This window comes from Dyadobacter soli, assembly GCF_900101885.1.
Lineage (GTDB): Bacteria > Bacteroidota > Bacteroidia > Cytophagales > Spirosomataceae > Dyadobacter > Dyadobacter soli.
Genome location: NZ_FNAN01000002.1, coordinates 1 through 15,664 on the forward strand (window position 1 = coordinate 1; position 15,664 = coordinate 15,664).

A 15,664-nucleotide genomic window follows, 5' to 3' on the forward strand; every position below is an offset into this window, starting at 1 on the left:
AAGAACAGGCGGGCAAGACATTTTGGTTTTTGACCAATGATTTTGAAAGCCCCGCAAAAGCAATCGCCCAGGCATACAGACGGCGCTGGGATATAGAAATCTTCTTTCGTTTCCTCAAACAGGAATTGAATGTCAGTCATCTGGTCTCTTTAAACAAAAACGGCATACAGGTCATGCTATATATGACCCTGATTACCGCCATGATGGTGTTGATCTATAAAAAAGCCAACAACATTGGATACAAAACCGCCAAAAGAAGGTTTTCGATGGAGGTCCGGGACTTAGCCATTGCCCTGATCGTCGTCCACTGCGGAGGAAATCCTGATCTGTTTTTCAAAACATAAAAAATGGCCGGAATTCCTTCCGACCATGACTGCCGAAAGGCCCTTTATCATGAATCGGTAAGATCAAAAATTAAATCAGAGTCTCTGCCATTTGCAGGAAAATCGCTCTTTTGTAGTATTCAGGGTCATATTTTACAAGTACCTGTGTGCCTGTGCGGAGGGAGTCGTATTTGGCAAAAGGAAGTACCTCCCGCATCTCCGTTACAAAATCATTACCAGCTTTTGGTTTTACCTGCACCTGCACCTGAAACTCAGGCAGGTTGTTGAGGTACTCGCCCGTCGGCCGAATGGCCAGAACAGTAGCGTTCGCCTGAACGCCTTCTTTGAGAATCTTCTTCTTTCTCTCTTCCGAGATCCGCCTGCGAATAGACGATAAAGTCCAAAAAGCTACCATGCAGACCAGAATAAATGTAGCGCCAATTTCCCTGTTATTAAATTCCACAGCTAAATTTTAGTTAAGAGTGTGATGCCCAAAAATAATGGAATAACTCTAAAAAAAGTACTATTTCATTTATTCAACGGTCGATTCTGTGATCAAAAGGTGAAAGTCATTCGATAGAGTCAAGTATTTCCCGTTAAAAAGCAATTAAAATGTAGGAATTTTATTTCAAATCCTCCTAGTGCGGAGGTTGTTTTAACAGGATTTTTTTATAAAATTTATTAAAATAATTATTGAATTCACAATGGCATGATTTTCCTGCGTTCCGAAATGTATTGATAAACACCTTATTCACCTTGTCAATGGAAATCAAATCCAACCACTCGACCGAAAATCGACCCGAGGGAGACCGCATTCTCGATGCGCCTTATGTCTTCACCGACATTCCCATGTACCTTGAACAATTGAGAAGTGAAAAATCATGGGCAAAAAACGACCGGAATGCGATTACCGTCTACAAATCGGACAAAATCACGATCGTGATCGCAATTCTGAAATCGGGCGCGATGGTGAACGATCATTCCATCGATGAATGCCTCACATTCCAGGTATTGGCGGGCGAACTGAAAGTGGAAACGGAAGGCCGTGTATTTTATACCACAAGCGGACAAATGATGTCCTTTCACTCCCATGTGGCCCATTCCATCACCGCCCTGGCCGATTCGGAAATCCTTATTACCACCTACAAATCCTGATCGGATACAACCTGACCGGGGAATCCTGCCTGGGGCATCCCGCCCCGGGCATCCTGCCGGGGGCATCTGGCAGAGTTTTTGATCATTTCGGCCAAAAACATGAGCCAACTATGCCATCAACGATTGTATTGCAATGCAGCAAGGCACTTGCCGGGCGCGAACTGACGGTTGCGTTTGTAGAAAGCGCCACCGCCGGCCGACTTGCAGCCGAGTTTTCAATGTGCCCCGAATCCGGAAGTGTGTTAAAAGGCGGCCTGGTTTGCTACGACGCCTCATTAAAAGAGAGCATTCTGCATGTGCCGAAGGACATGCTACGCCATTTCACGCCCGAGAGCGCGGAAGTCACGCGCGAGCTCGCCGAGCGGCTTCAAAACTTCATTCCGGCCGACATTCACGTCGCGGTTACCGGCCTCACCTGCCCCGGCGGCAGCGAAACACCCGAAAAGCCCGTCGGGACGATGTTCGTACACCTGTGTACGCGCGGAAAATCAGTGGCCATCCGTGAGGTGTTCTCCGGCAAACCGGAGGACATCGTGCTTCAATGCATCGACAGGATCGCTGAACTGGTCTTTTCGGAAATACCCGTAGCCAGCGAGCAGCCATGAAAATCGGCGACAAACTTTTGAAAGAGCTTTCCAAACGTTACGAGCCCGAGCGTACCATCGATAAAAAGTTCGGCAGGTACGACCTCACTTTCCGAACGGACAGCGACGGTAATCCGGTGACGCTTTTCATCGGCAACCGCGGTGCGAATGGCCGCATTACCGGAGGCCGGTTCACTAGGGTGATCGTGCGGGATCCCAGTGGCAAAGTGCTTAAAGACCATTGGGATGCAAAGGGCCGGGCGTGACGGGTATCATTTTTGTGAATAGCAGCACCGATCAACAAACAGACATTATTATGAATCGATTAAAAGTCCAATTTCTAATGCTAAGCTTTGGTACCGCTCTGCTTTTGGCATCCTGCGATACCACGAACAATCGAGAAGAAACCATCGAAGGTTCGGGAAGCCAGTCGGAAACTACGCCCAACGACAGCAGCGGCTCCGAGAGCCGGAAGGACATTGGCGTGGCCTCGGATAATCAGAAGGATTCGCTCGGGTACCCCAGCAATCAATCTAATTTGAATGCAGACTCCACGCGGAGGAAGCATGATAACTAGCATTCGCAGCGGATCACAAAAAGAGGCCGGTAAGTTGCCGGCCTCTAATGTTTGCTGATGAATTGCAATTTGTCAGTACGTTTAATGGTATGCTTTTTCAGCATCACGGAGTCGTTTGATAGTGTCGTGTCCGCTTTTCAATGTTGCCTTTTGCCTTACCACCAATGCCCGCAGTTCTGGCGTCAGATCGTTCGACTCCAAGGCGGTATCGTAGGCTTTTTGGGCGGCATCTTCTCCAAATTCTGAATTATCCAGGGAAGTTTTGCGGCCATCGCTGCTGAATGCGGCACGGACGTCCATCCAAACCCTGTACAACTTACCCGAGGCCATAGTGCCTGTTGCAGGCTCGCCGCCCAACGAGGTCACTTCGCCGTTCAGTTCGGTCACATTGTCGCGGCTGTGATTTGCGAGGCTGTTATAAAGCGAGCGGAGGTCGGTGTCAGTGGTGTCCGTTTCATCGTAAGCCTTTTCATAACCGACGATGCGGTCGTTATTGATCAGGATCAGGTCATTCAGAGTTTCTATGATTGCTGCATTTTGTGACATGACTATTCATGATTGGTTATGCCGGCATTTATAAAAACTATTGTTCCATACCGCTTATCGGCAGCTAGCCAGCATTGCGCCCTATGATTTGTGGAGGTTTTTGCGCCGTATATGCAGGTAATCAGCCGCTTAATAGCTCATTCAGCACTATTGCTCACTCAGCTTGCGCCTTACTTTACTCAGAAATTCGGGAGAAAAACCGAGGTAAGAAGCAATATAATGCTGTGCAACGCGCTGAGGAATAGCGGGGTACCTGTTCAAAAAATCAAGATACTTTTCTACGGCGCTGGTAGAAATTGTCCGGAAGAGCCGCTCCTGCGTCTGTGCGAGGTTGCGCTGCACCATCAGCCGGAACATCCGTTCGAAGCCTGGGACGGTTAACAGTAACTTCTCCTTTGTTTCAGGCGTAAGGATCAGCACTTCGCAGTCTTCGAGCGTTTCAATATAAACTTGGCTGGGCGTCTGGTTGTGAAAGCTGGTAATGTCACTCACCCACCAATCCTCCACCGCGAATTGCAAGGTAACCTCCGTACCGGTGCTATCAATATAATAGGTACGGATGCAACCTTTGAGAATGTAGGCTTCAAACTGACAGATTTCTCCTTCCTGCAACAGGAAGGTCTTTTTGGAATAGGTTTTAAATTGAAGTAACGAATCAAAAAATTCAAGGTCTTGCGCTGTAAATGGCAAGCACCTTAATGCGTAGCTGTTAATCTTTTCAAACATAATATGGTCAATGGGTTAGCCACCCGCGGTTAGCCACCGGATAGCGCGTGCCGGATCTCAGAATAAAGTAGTCCGCTACCGCCTCCGAAGTGGCGCAAACAGACGATCCGCGGATCGATGGAAGTGCACAGCGACGTAATGCGCTCACCTGTTTCCTCATCGATACCGACGCCCAAAAGTACTAAATCGATCGAATTTACACGAAGTACTTCCTCCGCTTCTTCCAAAGAGCCCGCCGGAATCCCATGCCATCGTTCATTCTGGTTGATCAACCGGATAATCGTTTCCAGGATTTCGGGGTGGTTGGCTACGGCCAGAATATTGATTTGTGCCATGTTACGCATTGTTATGCCGGTCAACTGCGACCGGCGGATGACATTACCATTTTTCAGGAACCTCGATCACCAGCAGCGAACTTTTCTCCACCGCTTTCACCGACACCGCCGATTCAGGCCAGAACCCATAGCCGTCACGCGTAGATAGCAACTGACCGTTCACTTCCACATTTCCCTCAATCACAAACACATACATGCCATTTCCTTCCTTTTTCAGTGCATAGTCAGTTTCAAAACCTTTGTCCAGCTCGGCCAGATGGAACCATGCGTCCTGGTTGATCCAGACGCCTTCGTCACTGGGATCGGGGGACAGAATTTGCTGAAACCGGTTATGCCGGTTGCCCGAGGTATATTCCATCTGGTCATAACGGGGCGTCACATTCAGTTTTTTCGGATACAACCATATTTGAAGGAATGTTACCGGCTCGTCCTGATCCTTGTTAAATTCGGTATGGTAAACACCTGTTCCGGCGCTCATCACCTGAATCTCGCCCGGGCGGATCACGGCGACGTTGCCCAAACTATCCTGATGTTCCAGCGTACCTTCCAGCGGGATCGAGATGATCTCCATATTATCGTGCGGGTGCCGTCCGAAACCTTTTCCGCCGTTGACGGTATCGTCGTTCAACACCCTCAACGCACCAAACTGGATGCGTTGAGGGTCGTAATTTCCGTGAAAACTGAAAGTTTGTGCACTTTGGAGCCACCCGTGGTCGGCGTAGAAGCGCGACGCTGCCGGATGCAGTACGGAATTTTTCATGATTATTTCAAAATCGTGTTATTCACCAATTGAATTTCCTCCCCTGAAATCGTGTGCTGCCTGCCCGGATAAATCACCGGATTGACCGTCGCATTCATATCTTCCAGGATCGTCACGCTTTCCTGCACGCGCGACACGGGTACGTGCGGATCAGGATTACCGGTCGAAATGAACACGGGCGTCTGTTTAAAATCGCCGTCGTAATTCCGGATATCGAGTTCCTGACCAACCAAACCACCTGTAAAAGCGATTATTCCACCGTATCTCCGTGCATTACGCGAAGTATATTCGAGTGTAAGACAAGCTCCCTGCGAAAAACCTGCAAAGTAGATCTGATCAGCCGGGATTCCGCCATTTTCTATTTCGGAAACAACATCTCCAACCAGCGCCAGCGCAGAATCGAGGGCGGGCTGGTTTTGCTGAACCGGCGCCATAAAACTATAAGGATACCAGCTGTTATTGGTGGCCTGCGGCGCATAAATCGCAAAATCGTCCAGTTTCAAAACCCTTTGCAGGGAAATAATATCAGCGGCAGTCCCGCCCCGGCCATGCAGCATAACGATCGCCTTTTTAGCCTGCTGAATGGGTAATCCGCTTGTGATGAATTGTTTGCTATGGGTGTACATTTTTAATGAGTGAATTTTGAATGAGTGAATGACCTAATGTGTGAATGAGTCAATGAGTGAATGAGTGAATAACTTTTGAGATATCGACATTAGATTCAAATGATTGTCTGTCACTGTTATTCAATCATTTGGTCATTCAAAAATTGAAATATTCACTCATTCACTCATTCACTCATTAACTAAGTACCGGCAGCACTTTCACAATCTGCTCTCTGCGAGGTTCGTATTGGGCAGGCAGCATTAAGCCTGAGCCCAGTTGTTCAACGGTCTCGTCGGTTGCGAAGCCGGGGTTGTCGCTTGCAATTTCGAATAAAACACCTCCTGGTTCGCGGAAATAAAGCGAATAGAAGTAGTTTCTGTCGATTTTATCAGTGATCTGCAAACCGGCGTCCAGCACTTTTTTACGGAACTCCATTAAAATGTCATCATTCGCCACGCGGAATGCAATGTGGTGAACCGAACCTTTGGCCACATGGCCCGCTCTTTCACCAGGAGCTTCCACCAAGTCAACGATATTCGCATTCTCAACGGCGTCGGTCACAAACCGGAACCGGTTCACATGCTGCTCAGCGAGACGGTAACCGAAGATATCGGTCAATACTTTGGCCGTTTCTTCGATATTGTTCGTCGTGATCGTCACATTATGGAAACCACGGGTCGCATATTCGGCAGCCACTTCCGGAGTAGTCCAGGGAATGCGGTTATCGGAGATTTTAGGGACGGTCAATTCGAATTTCAAACCATCGGGATCCAGGAAAGTAAGGTATTGCTCCCCGAATTTCTCGGCTGGTTTGTTATAGGTGATTTTATTGGCTTCCAATCTTTTCAACCAGAAATCCAGACTTCCCTCTGGTACCGAGTAACCGATTTCGGTTGCCTGGCGGGTTCCGCGGCGACCTGCGGGAATCTGGTTACCCCATGGAAAGAATGTCAGGATCGAGCCGGGCGTACCGTTTTCGTCGCCGTAGTAGAAGTGGTAGGTATTAGGATCGTCGAAATTGACGGTTTTTTTCACCATTCTCAGGCCTAATACCCTTGTATAAAAATCGTAGTTGGTTCTTGCGTCACCAGCGATTGCTGTAATGTGGTGGATGCCGTTGATTGTATTTTCCATTGTCTTGTTCAGTTAAGATGTTTCTTTGTTTTTGATGATACAAAGGTACATCCCCAGGCAGGGGCAGGGCATTGAACTAGGACAAGAAAAACGGAAATTGGAAAATTATTCGAGCGGGCTTATCAGACTCAGCACAGCATCCTCTTCCACTACCCTTCCAGCCGCTTTCGCTGCTTTCAGGTACACGCTCATCGGAAATTTACCATCGAATGCGGCATCGATTTCCACCATCGGTACTTTCAGCCGGGCGTGTTTGAGGCTCGCCAGGTCCGAAAGCGAGACGTAGCTGAGCTCCGGCGTGCCTTGCCCCAGATCGCACAAGCCGAAAGCGATATTATTGACCGGATCGAGTTCGGAGAGCAGCCAAATGGCTTTACCATATTTGGAATGCAACTTCACAACGGGCGCGTGGTCCTTCGCAAGCTGGTTTTGCACCTCCTGCGCATTGTGGACCATTATTTCAATCAGGTTTTGCGGGATCATTTTTGACATGGGGCAAATTTAGACTTTTTGACGGGAGTGCCATAAAATAAATCGAAGTTACACGTAGCACATTTTACAACACTTATTTGCCTACATTAGTGTAAACTATTCATCCTTCCACCAATTATTTAAGAAATGCATATACGCCCCCTACGGAGCGCAATGACTCTTTTTGACCCTCGGAAATCATTTTAGACGAATTAACTCTATCCATTTTCATAAACGCTATCATAATGAAGAGAACTCTACCAATCTGTCTGTTACTACTCCTACTACTATCCGCGCATCGCATTTTTTCACAGGTTGTAGTAACATTTCCAACCGAACGTGCGGTCTTTCAGCGAAACAATGCCAACGAGGCCGACGTATATATAGGAGGGTACATCACGCAGGCGTTCCAGCGGGTGGAAGCGCGCCTCACACCGCGCGTACCGGGCGAAGGCGAGCCGCTTCCGTCGGATGGCAGCTGGCTCACACTCGATAGCCAGCTTTCCGCCGGTCAATTCTTCGGTTCTGTGCATTTGAAAGGCGGCTGGTACCAACTTGAAGTGCGTGGCGTCACATTAGGCGGCAGCATTTCACCGGTAACTACGCTTGCACGCATGGGCGTAGGAGAAGTATTTGTGGTGGCAGGCCAGTCCAATGCGACAGGCGGCGATTCGAACCCCAACGGCCCCGGCGCTGCACACGACCAAGTCAACAGCGTGAACTTCCAGAATTTCGATCCGGGTTCGGCGAGTATTACCCCCTATTCTAATGTTCAACTCCCCTGCCCCGAGTTTGTACACCTCGATGCGAATGTCAAAACAGCGCCTTTTGGTAACTATGCCTGGTGTTGGGGATCTTTTGGGGATAAGATTTATCAAAAATTCCATGTTCCCGTCATGATTTTCAACGGCGGCTGGTCGAGTACCGGCGTAGATAACTGGAAACAAAGCGTCGATCCAAACGGGGTTACCGTCAGCGCATTCGGATACACTTTCCCGGCAGGTCTGCCGTTCGGGCATTTGCGCCTTGCATTGAATAATTATATTGCGCAACTCGGCGTCAGGGCTGTGTTGTGGCATCAGGGCGAGACGGACAACTATATGGAACAGTCCGGCGATAATACCTACAACCGCTATTTGTCGTCGTTGTGGGACGTCATCAATGCCAGCCGGAACCTTACTGGCAAGCCCAACCTGGCCTGGGTGGTAGCCAGGGCTTCACGATTTAATGTCAACGGCGCGACCCGCGTTTCGGCCAATGTGGTGAATGCGCAAAATGAGCTGATCAACAATGACGGTTTGTACTCCAACGTGTTCCAGGGGCCCGAAACCGATCCGTTTTATACCATTGAATACCGTCACGACGAGGTCCATTTCCGGGGAGATGGCGTTACCCCTTCACCCGACGGGCAGATTTATTCCGGGCTGATCCATCTTGCAAACTTCTGGGCTGATAAAATCACGCCCGATTTTTTGAATCAATCCAACCCATATGCAGCCACGTCTCCGCCGGTTGTGGATGCCACCTACGCGTCGGGCGGCTCGCAGACCACATTTACGGGCCCTTCGTTGCCGGGCGACCATCAATACAACTGGCTTATGAGTGATGATTGCAACAACGTGCAAAACACCTCGCAGCAATGGACCGTCGGAGCAGGACTATACAAATTGAAGGTAATCGATCCGAATCGCAACACGGTTTATTCGCCTGCATTGAATGTCACCGGCACCGCGCTGCCCGTCACCTGGCAGTCATTCAACGCGCGCATGGCCGCCAACGGGCGCGTAACACTCGACTGGGCCACCGCTTCCGAAATGAATGCCTCCCATTTCGAAGTGCAGCGGAGTACCGATTCCCGCGCATTTACAACCGTTAGCATTGTGAATGCTGCCGGAAACTCACGGAACACTTCGTCCTATCATTATGAAGAAGAATTTCTTCCCAAAGGAATGTACTACTACCGCTTAAAAGAAGTGGATGCCGACGGCCAGTCCGATATGACCCGCATTGTAAGCGTTCGGGTTGAAGGAAATGAAATGGTACGTGTATTCCCCAACCCCGCAACGGACATGCTCGTCGTTGAATCCGGCAATGCTTTGAACCGTATCGATATTTTTAACAGTGCTGGAAAGCTGGTACAAAGTACTCAAACGGGTGAAAAAGCCATTCGTTTAAACATCGCTAACCTGCCGAAGGGGCTGTATGTGGTGTCGGTTGATGGGCGGGAGCTAAAAATTGTAAAATAGTTGCAACAAGGCACGCGCCTGCCAATACATCCACTTAAATCCAGATAACTATGTTTAATAACATTTTACAAAAGCTAAACGACTACAACACGCTAAGTTTAAACGCCGGAGGACCTCTTGCGCCTCTTTTCACGCTCTCTACGGGCGAAAAGGGTGATCCCGCGCACCTGGCGATACTTGAATCTAAAATCGGTCGGCCATTGCCGCCCGACTTGAAAGAATTTTACAACACTGTCGGCAATATTAAAAGCAACAGTTTGAATGAAAACAACAGCATTGACTTTTTTTCCACCAGCTATCTTGTCGAGAAACTCGATGATTCCGACAAATGGGAAAAAATCGTGAGTCTTGGGCTCCTCGATATGATAAAACACAGCTGGGGTAATGACAGGGAAGAAATTGACGAACTGTCAGCAAATACCAGGGACCAAATCAATAGCCGGTACATTTGCTTCGGCTGGTTCAGAACCGATGACAACCTTGAATCTGCGAATTATCTTTATTTTGACCAGGATGGAAAATTTGGTTCAGTCCCTTACCATCAGGACGACTTTGACGATCTTTTCGTCAACTATATCAAGCCTATGCTTAATACCAGTCCGGCTTCAAAGAGTTTAGAAGATTTGATCGTTGAGTCCATGGAAATAATTATTGACTTGAAAGGTGAAGAATTAGACGGTTAGCCAGGTAAGGCGGTTTTCTACAAGCTCGGTGCCCTGGCCATTACCGCGCCAAAGTGGCGCGTCGCACACCCGCGGCGCGCCACTTTGGCATTTTCAGGCGGCTGGATAACTTTTTGAACAACCATTCTTAAACGATACCCAGCAGCTATGGACACCTTTTCAAGTATGATCATCGGCGCCGTTGATCAGATCAAAAACGCCGTTGTAAAAATCGATATATTCAAAACAATTAATGGAAAAATACGTCCGGCGGGCTCCGGCTCGGGTTTCATATTCTCCTCGGACGGGCTGATCTTCACCAATAGCCATGTAGTCGACGGCGCGGAGAAGATCATGGTAAGCCTGCTGAATGAGAACGAAATAGAAGCAACGCTCGTGGGCAAAGACCCGGATACCGACCTTGCCATTCTCAAAATATACACCCAGGGTTATTCCGTGGCCAGACTCGGCGATTCCGGCGCATTGCAGATCGGACAGTTCGTAATCGCTATCGGGAATCCTTATGGCTACCAGCATACCGTTACGACGGGCGTGGTAAGCGCACTCGGCCGGACGTTACAGACACAATCCGGGCGGTTTGTCGATAATGTGATCCAGTCGGACGCTGCATTGAACCCGGGCAATTCCGGCGGTCCGATGATCAATACCGACGGCGAAGTGATCGGCGTGAACACGGCTGTGATCCAGGGTGCGCAGGGCCTGAGCTTCTCCGTCGACATTAATACCGCGAAAGAAATTGCGCGGCAGCTTATCAGCGACGGCAAGGTTTTCAAGGCGTACCTGGGCCTGCAATTACAGGATGTGCCGCTGAATGAACGGGTACGGCAACATCACAAGCTCCCAGATCATCAGGGAATTTTCATCACGCGCATCGAGCCGGACACCCCGGCATCCCGCTCCCAGCTAATGGAGGGCGACATTATCGTCTCGTTTAACGGTAAGCCGGTGCGAAATTCCAATGATTTGTTCAAAGCATTAACAACCCGGGACATTCTCAGCATTACCGACGTTTCGGTGATCCGTCACACGGAACTTCTCAATTTTATTATTGTGCCTGTTGAGAAGAAGGTTTAGGCTCTTCCCGCAAATGACTGTAAGGTGTTTCAATCAATTTGATTTGAAGCACCTTTTCCATTTTACAGATCGTTTCCAGCGTAAGGTTCTCGGAGCCTTTCAGGATTTTGCTGATGTATTGCGGGGAGCAGCCCATGAGTTCGGCGAACTCGCGTTGCGTCATGCCTTTTGCACGTAAGGTAGACAACACTTCCAGCGCGATATCCGAAGACATGTCGAGCCAATACTCATTTTGTTGCCTCCAAGCCGCCGCCCGCACCCATTCAGTATCCCGAACGACCTTTTCTTTCCATTTCCTTTGTGTTGCTGACGTTTCCATATTTCAGTTATAACAGTTCAAAAAAACCAAATTCATCATCCTGATCTTCACGTATGTGGTTGCATACGCACGCTAACTTTTTAAGTTCTTTCAGGAGATGCGGTCGCTCATTCATTGTTCTTGTTAACTTGATTGAACCTCCGGAAATAACAAATTCGTTCACCTCCAATCTTACTGCATAAATCCTCAGCCAACTTTTAGCGCCAGCCCCTCTTGCCTTGCACTTCTCTAATTCTCCGGGGCGTATGATAATGTTACCCAACGGCTTGAATAACATCGAAAGATTTTCATTACCTCCTTCATTTCCCGTCTCAGCCAATTTGAAAAGCTTCCTTTCCAATCGCTTAGCCTCAATTCTGGTAACTTTTGCGGCTTCCTTCGCTGTCAAATCGCCCCAGAAAAGCTTTAAATCGGTGTGATAACTTTGGAAGAATTCTTCCAGGTATTCCATGTCACCCCATAGTTTAAAAAGCCTTTGCAGTTCGTGACTCGTTTCGTCCTCGAATTTGACAGAATAGAGACTATCCGGCACCACTTCAAATATACGATCTATCCTCATAAAAATAAACTTATAGGTTTACATTCTACCTTTCATTTATTCTTGATACGACAGGCCTTTACTTTGGTAACAGACTTCTACAAGCCAATAATCAAACGGTTTTGGGGCACTTCTTTTTGATCGGAATGAAAAGATCAGGAAGTAGATTTATGCGATTGGGCAGTGTATGGGCACTTTTTGAAAGTGGATGGAATGAAAATCCCTATTTTATTTGTTGCTAACCTGTTGTAATTAGTTTGACGAAATTTTTGACAGGTTATGAATTGGATTACGATTAGCAGTGAACAAGAGGTAGATCATATTTATCAATCGGAGGATTACTCCATTATCTATAAACACAGCCCCCGCTGCGCGACCAGCCTGATGGCCTATCGGCAACTCAAATCCGAAGTGAGTGCCGCTCCCGACGTGCAAATCCCCATTTATATCGTGGACGTGATCCAGAACCGCAGAGAATCGCAGGCAATCGCCAGCAGTTTTGGTGTTGAGCACGAATCTCCACAGATATTGGTCGTCAAGGGCGGGCAGTGCGTTTATGACGCCTCGCACGAAGATGTTTCGCTAAGAAATTCTCTTGCTTCGTTGAACTAGGCTTTTAGACAGCACAGAGAAAGTCATAGCCCCATGTTGTTGCTGTAAATATTTTTCTGGAATATTTCCATTGTATAGGAAATATTCCATTATATTTGTCTCATCAACAAACAGAAACTATGACGGGCTTGCATTATTCGATCGTCTCCGAAAAAATGGTATGGATTTGGTAGTATGATGATCTCGGGGGCAAGCATCTCAAAGAGTTGCTTGCGGATGATGCGGTCGCCTTTGTCAGGAGTGCCGATAATGCGAATGGCTCCAATTCAGCGCCCGTTGGAACAGATTTTTTAAAACATGATAATAGAACAAACTAGACCAAGGCTTATTAACACTTCATCATAAACAGACGCAAAGGAGCAGCCCCAAAGCTGTTCCTTTTGCATTTTATGCAAGCGGTGCAATGGGAACCGATTGCTCAGGGTCAGGTATGCACAGTTTCAATGATTAGTAGTTGAGAGAAATTATGAGTCGCTAATGCAACGTTGAAGGCAATTTCCAATCCTTGCTGCATACGAATATTAGCCATTTATGAAAAAAACACTACTCAGCCTGCTAATTCTTGGACTCTCCTTTGCCGGCTTCGCTCAGACATTCACGGTAAGCGGCAATGTCAAAAATCAACAAAATGAAACAGTTGCATTCGCAGCGGTTTCTGTTAACCATTCCAAAGATTCCACACTGGTGAAAGCCGACGTCGCCGATGATCATGGCGCGTTCAAGATCGGAGGCATTCCCGACGGGAAGTATTTTGTGCGCATTTCGGCGGTTGGTCAGCAAATGTACCATTCGGCCGTGTTCGAGGTGAGTGGGCAGGACGTAACACTGCCCGCAATCGCATTGTCAGCCGAAGCGAAACAGCTGAACGAGGTAAAAGTAACCGGCACCAAACCGCTTATCGAGGTCAAGAACGACCGGATGGTCTTTAACGTGGAAGCGAGCATTAATGCTACCGGTTCCAATGCGCTCGATTTGCTGCAACGCTCCCCCGGCGTGCAGGTGGATCGGGATGAGAATATCCTGGTACGGGGCAAAACCGGCGTCCGCATTTACATCGACGGCCGGCCTTCGCCTCTGGCAGGAAAAGATCTTGCCTCGACATTGAAAAGCATGAATTCGGCCGATATCGAGGCTATCGAGATCATCACCAACCCCTCCGCCAAATTCGACGCCGCGGGCGACCTCGGCATTATCAATATCCGTTTGAAAAAGAATGCCAAGCTGGGCACCAATGGCAACGTGAGCCTCGGCGGCATGTTTGGTATAACGCCCAAATACAATGCGTCGCTGAACCTCAACCACCGCGACAAGAAGCTGAATGTCTTCGGCAACTACGGTTTAAACCAGGGCGCCTGGCACAATACTACCTACGACGACCAGATTCTCAACCGCGTGGCCTACAACAAAGTATGGCATGGCATCTGGCGTGACACCACACACAGTGCCAAAATCGGGGCCGATTATTTTATCAATTCCAAACATACCCTCGGTTTCAGCGCCAACGGCCGCATCAGCAACCACAATGGCGGCGGTGAAAGTGAAACGTTCATCAGCAAACGCAACAACCTCACGGCCGATTCGCTGATCCTGTCGTCGCGGACCTCGAACCCGGAGAAAAACAAGAACCTGAACCTGAATGTAAACTACCGCTACGCCGACACCACCGGCCACGAGCTGAACATCGACGCCGATTACGGCCGGTTTTCATCCCGGGGGATCAGCTACCAGCCCAACAAATACCATTTCCAGACGGGCAGCGGCGAGCCGATCGAGCGGAATTATGTTTCGAAAACGCCGGTGGACATTACTATCAAATCGTTCAAGATCGATTACGAACAGCCATTCCAGAAAGGAAAGCTCGGTTATGGCGTGAAACTTTCAGACGTCAAATCGGATAATACATTCAATTTTTTCAATGTATTACAAAATGTGGAGGTGATCGATACCAACCGCAGCAACCGTTTCAAATACCTTGAACGCGTGTATGCGGCTTATTTGAACTACAATGTTTCGATAGGTAAAAAGTGGGACATTCAGGCCGGGCTTCGCGCCGAACACACCAAATCGCTCGGCGACCTGACGAGCTACAAGCACAACGACCTCGATAAAGTCGATACGACTTACCTGAACTTCTTCCCTAGCGGCGCCATCTCGTTCCGGGCTTCCAAAAACCATACGTGGAACCTCAATTACAGCCGCCGCATCAACCGCCCGAGCTACCAGAACCTCAACCCGTTCGAATACCGCATCGACGAGTTGGTGTATTCCAAAGGCAACCCGTTCCTGAAACCCGAATATGCCAACAGTTTCAAACTCTCGCACGTGTACAAGGGCATCCTCACGACCTCGCTCGGGTACCGGCGCACGAAATTCCCGGTGGTGGGCCTGCGCATTCCGTACGATAGCAGCCGCACGTACTTCATCACCGAAAACCTCGATTACTCGCAGGGTTTCAGCCTCGATGTGAGCCTTACCACGCCGATCACGAAATGGTGGGAACTGAATTTCAACATCAGCGGCTACCATAATCTCTGGAAAGCAGCCCTGGACAACGGTGTGGTCGTCAACAACCGCACGACGGCATTCAACATGAACGGACAGAATACGTTCAAACTGAAAAACAGCTGGACGATCGAGCTGTCGGGCTGGTACAACTCACCCTACCGCCGGATCGACTACAACTGGCAGATGGGTATGGTTGACATCGGCGTTCAGAAGAAGTTCTGGAAGGATAATGCCAGTTTGAAAGCCACATTCAGCGACGTTTTCCATACTGCGCGGGGCGGCTACACCTCTGCTTATGCGGGCATCGAAACGCGTCTGCGATTCCGCTTTGAAGGCCAGATGCTGCGACTCAATTTCAGCTACCGCTTCGGAAGCAAGGAAATCAAGGCGGCAAGGAGCCGGAGATCCGGGTCGGAAGATGAGCTGAACCGTATCAAAGGCTAAATAAATCTCCACAGCGCAATTAATAT

At 48.7% G+C, this 15,664-nt stretch carries 20 protein-coding genes; 10 read left to right on the forward strand and 10 right to left on the reverse strand.

The window, feature by feature from the left end; all coding sequences use genetic code 11:
* Nucleotides 1-344, forward strand: a 344-nt coding sequence (locus tag BLQ88_RS02230) for a transposase (protein ID WP_143016784.1), incomplete at its 5' end; no start/stop codon positions are given.
* Nucleotides 345-414: 70 nt separating this feature from the next.
* On the opposite strand, the gene BLQ88_RS02235 is transcribed toward BLQ88_RS02230, so the two are convergent.
* Complete coding sequence (locus BLQ88_RS02235) at nucleotides 415-738, reverse strand: hypothetical protein (protein WP_229212537.1); 324 nt, start codon at nucleotides 736-738, stop codon at nucleotides 415-417.
* 347 nt (nucleotides 739-1,085) lie between these two features.
* Here BLQ88_RS02235 and BLQ88_RS02240 point away from each other — a divergent pair, with 347 nt between their 5' ends.
* From BLQ88_RS02240 to BLQ88_RS02255, 4 genes are all read left to right on the forward strand, one after another.
* Nucleotides 1,086-1,478 carry a cupin domain-containing protein gene (locus tag BLQ88_RS02240; RefSeq protein ID WP_090146336.1) on the forward strand — a complete coding sequence of 131 codons (393 nt, stop codon included), beginning with the start codon at nucleotides 1,086-1,088 and terminating at the stop codon, nucleotides 1,476-1,478.
* Between the two features lie 110 nt (nucleotides 1,479-1,588).
* On the forward strand, nucleotides 1,589-2,083 hold the full coding sequence (locus BLQ88_RS02245; RefSeq protein ID WP_090146337.1) for a CinA family protein: 495 nt from the start codon (nucleotides 1,589-1,591) through the stop codon (nucleotides 2,081-2,083).
* Nucleotides 2,080-2,328 (forward strand): hypothetical protein, encoded by a 249-nt coding sequence (locus tag BLQ88_RS02250; protein WP_090146339.1) that lies wholly within the window; start codon nucleotides 2,080-2,082, stop codon nucleotides 2,326-2,328. Before BLQ88_RS02245 ends, BLQ88_RS02250 begins: the two co-directional genes overlap by 4 nt.
* A 50-nt stretch (nucleotides 2,329-2,378) precedes the next feature.
* Nucleotides 2,379-2,639 (forward strand): hypothetical protein, encoded by a 261-nt coding sequence (locus tag BLQ88_RS02255; protein WP_143016785.1) that lies wholly within the window; start codon nucleotides 2,379-2,381, stop codon nucleotides 2,637-2,639.
* A gap of 81 nt (nucleotides 2,640-2,720) precedes the next feature.
* On the opposite strand, the gene BLQ88_RS02260 is transcribed toward BLQ88_RS02255, so the two are convergent.
* From BLQ88_RS02260 to BLQ88_RS02290, 7 genes are all read right to left on the reverse strand, one after another.
* On the reverse strand, nucleotides 2,721-3,185 hold the full coding sequence (locus BLQ88_RS02260; protein WP_090146342.1) for a PA2169 family four-helix-bundle protein: 465 nt from the start codon (nucleotides 3,183-3,185) through the stop codon (nucleotides 2,721-2,723).
* A gap of 147 nt (nucleotides 3,186-3,332) precedes the next feature.
* Nucleotides 3,333-3,911, reverse strand: coding sequence for a Crp/Fnr family transcriptional regulator (locus BLQ88_RS02265; protein WP_090146344.1), 579 nt, complete (start codon nucleotides 3,909-3,911; stop codon nucleotides 3,333-3,335).
* A gap of 29 nt (nucleotides 3,912-3,940) precedes the next feature.
* Nucleotides 3,941-4,246 (reverse strand): response regulator, encoded by a 306-nt coding sequence (locus tag BLQ88_RS02270; protein ID WP_090146346.1) that lies wholly within the window; start codon nucleotides 4,244-4,246, stop codon nucleotides 3,941-3,943.
* 43 nt (nucleotides 4,247-4,289) lie between these two features.
* Entirely contained in the window at nucleotides 4,290-5,006 is a 717-nt protein-coding gene (locus BLQ88_RS02275; protein WP_090146347.1) for a pirin family protein, read from the reverse strand.
* Nucleotides 5,007-5,008: 2 nt separating this feature from the next.
* Entirely contained in the window at nucleotides 5,009-5,632 is a 624-nt protein-coding gene (locus BLQ88_RS02280; protein ID WP_090146349.1) for an alpha/beta hydrolase, read from the reverse strand.
* Nucleotides 5,633-5,807: 175 nt separating this feature from the next.
* Entirely contained in the window at nucleotides 5,808-6,746 is a 939-nt protein-coding gene (locus BLQ88_RS02285; protein ID WP_090146351.1) for a ring-cleaving dioxygenase, read from the reverse strand.
* 105 nt (nucleotides 6,747-6,851) lie between these two features.
* On the reverse strand, nucleotides 6,852-7,238 hold the full coding sequence (locus BLQ88_RS02290) for a DUF2958 domain-containing protein (RefSeq protein ID WP_090146353.1): 387 nt from the start codon (nucleotides 7,236-7,238) through the stop codon (nucleotides 6,852-6,854).
* 224 nt (nucleotides 7,239-7,462) lie between these two features.
* Here BLQ88_RS02290 and BLQ88_RS02295 point away from each other — a divergent pair, with 224 nt between their 5' ends.
* From BLQ88_RS02295 to BLQ88_RS02305, 3 genes are all read left to right on the forward strand, one after another.
* Entirely contained in the window at nucleotides 7,463-9,463 is a 2,001-nt protein-coding gene (locus tag BLQ88_RS02295; RefSeq protein WP_090146354.1) for a T9SS type A sorting domain-containing protein, read from the forward strand.
* 50 nt (nucleotides 9,464-9,513) lie between these two features.
* On the forward strand, nucleotides 9,514-10,146 hold the full coding sequence (locus BLQ88_RS02300; protein ID WP_090146356.1) for an SMI1/KNR4 family protein: 633 nt from the start codon (nucleotides 9,514-9,516) through the stop codon (nucleotides 10,144-10,146).
* A gap of 147 nt (nucleotides 10,147-10,293) precedes the next feature.
* Complete coding sequence (locus BLQ88_RS02305; RefSeq protein WP_090146357.1) at nucleotides 10,294-11,220, forward strand: S1C family serine protease; 927 nt, start codon at nucleotides 10,294-10,296, stop codon at nucleotides 11,218-11,220.
* Here BLQ88_RS02305 and BLQ88_RS02310 read toward each other — a convergent pair.
* Nucleotides 11,192-11,539: a helix-turn-helix domain-containing protein gene (locus BLQ88_RS02310; RefSeq protein ID WP_090146359.1), complete on the reverse strand. Its 348-nt coding sequence runs from the start codon at nucleotides 11,537-11,539 to the stop codon at nucleotides 11,192-11,194. The two genes, BLQ88_RS02305 and BLQ88_RS02310, sit on opposite strands and share 29 nt — an antisense overlap.
* A 7-nt stretch (nucleotides 11,540-11,546) precedes the next feature.
* On the reverse strand, nucleotides 11,547-11,990 hold the full coding sequence (locus BLQ88_RS02315) for a hypothetical protein (protein WP_143016786.1): 444 nt from the start codon (nucleotides 11,988-11,990) through the stop codon (nucleotides 11,547-11,549).
* 366 nt (nucleotides 11,991-12,356) lie between these two features.
* On the opposite strand from BLQ88_RS02315, the gene ytxJ reads away from it, so the two are divergent.
* Nucleotides 12,357-12,689 carry a bacillithiol system redox-active protein YtxJ gene (gene ytxJ / locus BLQ88_RS02320; RefSeq protein ID WP_090146362.1) on the forward strand — a complete coding sequence of 111 codons (333 nt, stop codon included), beginning with the start codon at nucleotides 12,357-12,359 and terminating at the stop codon, nucleotides 12,687-12,689.
* A gap of 531 nt (nucleotides 12,690-13,220) precedes the next feature.
* Nucleotides 13,221-15,638, forward strand: coding sequence for a TonB-dependent receptor (locus tag BLQ88_RS02330; RefSeq protein WP_090146364.1), 2,418 nt, complete (start codon nucleotides 13,221-13,223; stop codon nucleotides 15,636-15,638).
* The last annotated feature ends 26 nt before the right edge of the window (nucleotides 15,639-15,664 follow it).